The 4,733-nt window shown below is 55.5% G+C and carries 4 protein-coding genes and 1 pseudogene; 2 read left to right on the top strand and 3 right to left on the bottom strand.

All coding sequences use genetic code 11. From position 1 onward, the window contains the following. Positions 1 to 213, top strand: a pseudogene (locus DCH402_RS10635) (IS4 family transposase); the annotation flags it as partial. A gap of 34 nt (positions 214 to 247) precedes the next feature. Here DCH402_RS10635 and DCH402_RS23295 read toward each other — a convergent pair. The 3 genes from DCH402_RS23295 to DCH402_RS10625 form a co-directional block, all read right to left on the bottom strand. Next, complete coding sequence (locus DCH402_RS23295; protein WP_267879504.1) at positions 248 to 379, bottom strand: hypothetical protein; 132 nt, start codon at positions 377 to 379, stop codon at positions 248 to 250. A gap of 339 nt (positions 380 to 718) precedes the next feature. Continuing rightward, positions 719 to 1,840 (bottom strand): ABC transporter substrate-binding protein, encoded by a 1,122-nt coding sequence (locus DCH402_RS10630; RefSeq protein ID WP_040001065.1) that lies wholly within the window; start codon positions 1,838 to 1,840, stop codon positions 719 to 721. A gap of 542 nt (positions 1,841 to 2,382) precedes the next feature. Then, entirely contained in the window at positions 2,383 to 2,562 is a 180-nt protein-coding gene (locus tag DCH402_RS10625) for a hypothetical protein (protein ID WP_040001064.1), read from the bottom strand. Between the two features lie 194 nt (positions 2,563 to 2,756). On the opposite strand from DCH402_RS10625, the gene DCH402_RS10620 reads away from it, so the two are divergent. Next, the gene (locus tag DCH402_RS10620; protein WP_233276272.1) at positions 2,757 to 4,460 is read left to right on the top strand and encodes a type III effector HrpK domain-containing protein; all 1,704 of its coding nucleotides are present in this window, start codon (positions 2,757 to 2,759) and stop codon (positions 4,458 to 4,460) included. Positions 4,461 to 4,733 lie beyond the last annotated feature (273 nt).

Below are 4,733 nucleotides of genomic sequence, written 5' to 3'. Positions count from 1 at the left end.
AAATTGCTGTGGGTGAAGCAGGAAGGAAAAACGTTACCGGAAAGTCCCCCGACAGTGAAATGGGCCTGCCAGTCACTGGCAAAACTGGGGCGATGGTATGACAGTAAGCGAACGGGAAAACCGGGCTGGATAGTCATATGGGATGGCTGGTTCAAACTTCAGGATATGGTTGAAGGCTACAGACTGGCAAAGTCTCTTGATCAGGAGATCTGATCAAGAGACAGGCGCGGGCCGGGGGGGAGGGTGATTACTCGGCGAACTTAAGGCCGCCGGGGTAATGCCTGATCCAGTTGGCCGCCGCGTCCGGGTCAAAAGGTTCGATGCTGAGCCCTTCGAGACAGTGCCACAGCTCGCGGGTGTTCTGGGCGGTGATGACCATGCAGCCGGGCATGACCCGTATTTTTAGCGGCATCCCGTCGGTAAGTGGGCGGTAGCCTTACCTTCAACAGTATGATTGGCAGCGGTTACCTGTGACAGTGCACAGCAATTTCGATAGCGTGCAGGAGCAGGGCGGGCTGTTTGCGGTCAACGGCGGTTACTACATCCGCGTCGGCAACCACACGCAACGTCTGGACTTAACTTAACAGCAGATCCTGATAAAACGGCAATAATATTAGGTACGTTTAAGGATGGCGCGGAGGCTACTATTGTAGCGATGTCGTGATTCTCTTTTCGGATATTGAAGGGACCCTGTCGGATCCCTTCGGTACGCTAATGGTTAGTTTGCCAGCGGTGCTTCCGGGCGAAGGCCCAGCCAGCCGGGTGTCGGGTCGCCTTTTGCTTCCCCTACATACAGGCTCATTTGCGCACGGAAACGCTCAACGGCGCCGCGGTCAGACATAAAATCGGCAAAAGCCTGCGGGCGGGTATTGCTGTATTCCCAGATGCGTTTGTAACCGGCGGGCGGTGCTACATCGGTACGTACCGACCACATGCGTGAAACCTGGGTTTGTGTTTGAGGATCCAACAGCCAGCTCAGGTACAGCTTGGCGCTTTCCGGGTGTTTGGCTTGTTTGAAAATGGCGGCGCGCTGTGCCCAGGAAACAAACGGATCAGATTTCGGCAGTACAAAGCGGGTTACTGAACCGGCGGCCGGAACCAGTGCGCCGGAGCTGGTGAATGTCGCGCTGTATTTGCCGGTGGCAATCTGAGCACCGGGAACGTTGGTGCCGCGTACGTAGACGGGGTCCTGTTCCTGCAATTTTTCCACAAACTCCCAGCCGTATTTATCCACGATCTGTTTGTACCAGAACAGCACCGCGTCATCGTCGTTCGGGTAGGCCAGAATCAGATTGCCTTTTAAGTCAGGGCGCAGATAGTCGTTTGCTTCTCGCGGCCAGGATTTTTCATCCAGCACTTGGGTGTTGACCAGATTGCTGAATGCGATGACATACGCGCCGATCCAGGCACCGTCTGCATCACGAAATTCCGGATAAACTTTGTCCCAGCCTACGGGTTTGTAATTCAGTAATACGCCTTGTTTTTTCCAACGCGGGAAATCTTGCACCGTTTGCAACTGTGCGACGTCCGGAATCAGGGTGTCGGTTGCCAGTTGGTTGTCGATACGTGCATCGTGGTATTTGCTGTAATCGACAATCACATTCAGTTTGATGCCGGGAAAACGGTTCTCAAATGCCTGTTTGAAGCCTGTTTGCTGTGACTGCACGTCGCCGCCGGCATAAACGGTGAGCGTACCGCCTTCCTTCAGTGCGCTCTGATAAATTTCATCCAACGAACGGGTGTCCGGTGCGACGGCCGCCTGACTTTGCCAGCTACTGATACCGGCCATCATGGTCAACATGAGCGCAGTTTTTTTCAGGTACTTCCCAGTGTATTGCATCGTAGTCTCCTTGACTGGGGGATAACAATCCGTGCCGGCGCGACATGAACAAGTAAGGTTGAACGACGGCAACGGTGTGATTAGCAAACTCTGTTTAATAGTGGGTATTCCCTTGCTCCATAAGGGAATTGAGCATCGAGTGTATCGGATTGAATATAAACGGAAAGGAAGAAAAAATGAATGAAATGGTTAAAATCATTGAATGATTGATGGCAGGGGTTTGCGCTTTCCAAACCATTGTTTGTGGAATTAAATGAGGTTTGTGTGGGATTGGACTGACATTAATGTTCATTTTTTCTAATTATTTTCCATTGGTTAATGTAATGGCCTGATTGGGTTGGAAGGAGACATGGATCACAGACAAAGGGTAAACGCCCTGATTGGCAGGGTGCAAAATAGGGTCAGGCGGCGGTATTGACCAGATTACCTTGTGACGAAAACGAAGCCAGCGAAGAAGAAAAACTTTGCAGGAAAGACGATAGCGATGTGCTGTCTGTTAAGGAAGCCGATGACATTGTTGAACTTACATCCGACGGTAAGGTTCAGAGTTCGAAGCCGGGCGCGACCTCTTTCACCGGTTTGCGGCAGGCGGCGGGTAACTCAGACTTCGGAAGCTGGGCGGAACAGTCCGGCGTAAAGGGATTGAGTGACTCGCGGTTAAGGTAGATCAGCCACAACAGCAGAATCAGCAGGACGGTGCGCAGGCGTTTTCTTTTTTTCATGATTGGCGTTTTTTCATGATCATGGGGTGGATATTGACGACGGCGATCAGGTTACTGGAGCGATGTTCGGCTGTCTCGCTTTGCAAACTTTTGTCATCGTCGTGCGGGCGTCAACGTACGTCGGGGAACTGAAGGCATCGTGTTGCCACTCAGAGCTGGGCGTTATTTGCCATATTCTGAGGGGAATCGACATTATGAGCCGTATTGATAATCGTATCGGCCTGTGGCCCGAACCTGCCGCACCGTTAATCACGCCGGAGCAGGCGCCATTGCCGTCCGAAACAAAAGGGCGTGCTGTCGAGTTTGGCAACCCAACGATATCCGCTACGTCATCGCCAGTGGCCCCCACTTCATCGATTGCGCCGGCGAAGGTGGAGCGCGCCCATGCCGCGCCGACCGCGACACCACTGGCAGCGCAACAGGCTGCTGCGATGCTGGACCGGTCTCACTACAGCGATACGCGCGCACTGGAGCAATGGATGCCGCTGGTGAGTTCATTGCCGAAACAGGAGCAGGAGGCGGCGGCGAAAGCGTTGAACCGGCCGCTTGCCGCTGCCAGGATGTTGAAAGCCGGCGGGGCGGAGGCGGAGGTGGCGATGGTGTACCTGCGGGCTAATCCGGCGCTGATGACCGCGTTGGATACCAGTAAAAATGGCGGGAAAGCCGATGGATATCTCTCCCGGCGGGATATCGGCGCATTCATCAAAAATATGACTCGCAGTGCTCAGAGCGCGCAACGGAGCCTGGATGATTATCGGCAGGCGCATCCACAGGCCGATGCGCGCTCATTGCGACTGGTCGAGAGTTCCGCCTTGCTGTTGGCGAATGAGCCGCTGCTGCGTGCGGCCGACCTGAGTCACTCGGCGGCTAATGCCGCGCCGCAAGGCGTTTCCTCTCTTTCCCGGCAGAGCGATATGGCGGCGTTGGCTAACGGCAATCCGCTGTTGTCGCCCGCTTTGCAAAACGCGGCCCGGTTGTGGTCGCATCCGGGATTATTCGGCATGCTGGAACATGCGGATGTGAAAGGAGAAAAGCTGGCGCGGGTGGCGCATGACGGCAAGTTATCGGCCGGCGATATCAAAAGTTGGATAGCGGATCAGGCGCCGGCGGATAACGCACAGGCGACGGCCTTGTTTCACGATGCCGCCGCGCTGGGGTTGGCCAGCCAAACCGATATCAGCCGCCTGAATGACGATGTGTTTGCGCATTCTGAGCGTTATAGCGGGGCGCAAAAGGCGGCCACATTGGTCAAATTGCAGCAAACGCTGGATCAGGTGACGGCAGGGCGAAAGTATCGCAATACCGATGAAACCGAACAGGTGTTGAATGCGCGAATCGGCCAGCTACAGCAAGACGCCGATGTGGTGCGGCATTTTGAACAGTCGGTGCCGGCGGAGTCGTTACGGTTACAGTGGTCTGACCCGCAACTGGCACCGTTGGCGCAGCGCGATGACAGTGGCTCGTCGGTGGGGTCTGCCGCCGCCGGTTCCGACGGGGAACAGGCAGTTACGCAACGTCAATCGGGCAAGCAACTGGTGGGGCAATTGGAGCGCCGATTGATGGATACCGCCAAATCGTCACTGCATATCACCGATCTCAGTAAAACGGCAGGCGGCAGGACGGCGATCGGCCTGGCCGGCAAGGTCGGAGCGGCAGTCGCCGGCAAGGTGGTGGGCACCATCGCGGGTGAAGCCGCCGGTGTGGCAGCGGCTTCCACGGTCGGCGCTGTCGCCGGGCCGGTGGGATGGGCGGTCAGCGGCGCACTCAGTATCGGGATGGGAATTGCCGAATTGGTCAATTTCTTCAAGGCGAAGAGCAAGCTCAAACACCGTCGGGCGGATTTCGCCAGGACCGTTAATCCCACCCTGACGCAGTTCAATATTCCCAAGCCGCGTTAATTCTCCGGTGTCTATACCCAAAATAATTCGAGTTGCAGGAAGGCCGCAAGAGAGAGACAAATTCGTTGGGAACGAATTTGACCAGCCAAAGGCTGGCCTCTGGTGAGAGACAGGATGTCTCTCATTTCATCCCGATGAGCTTACTCAGGTAAGTGATTCGGGTGAGCGACAAATCTGCCGGGAGCAGATTTGAACGCTGCTTGCAGCGGCCCGAAGGGCGAGGCCCATTGATGGGCCGAGTCACGCAGCCAACACACCTGCAACTTGAAGTAT

The sequence above is a fragment of the Dickeya chrysanthemi NCPPB 402 genome (assembly GCF_000406105.1).
Classification (GTDB): Bacteria; Pseudomonadota; Gammaproteobacteria; order Enterobacterales; family Enterobacteriaceae; genus Dickeya; species Dickeya chrysanthemi.
This window is presented reverse-complemented; position numbering and strand designations above follow the sequence as displayed.

Coding starts and splice junctions, on each gene's coding strand:
- DCH402_RS23295 (WP_267879504.1), bottom strand. CDS start 379: ATGGTCATCACCGCCCAGAACACCCGCGAGCTGTGGCACTGTCTCGAA.
- DCH402_RS10630 (WP_040001065.1), bottom strand. CDS start 1,840: ATGCAATACACTGGGAAGTACCTGAAAAAAACTGCGCTCATGTTGACC.
- DCH402_RS10625 (WP_040001064.1), bottom strand. CDS start 2,562: ATGAAAAAAAGAAAACGCCTGCGCACCGTCCTGCTGATTCTGCTGTTG.
- DCH402_RS10620 (WP_233276272.1), top strand. CDS start 2,757: ATGAGCCGTATTGATAATCGTATCGGCCTGTGGCCCGAACCTGCCGCA.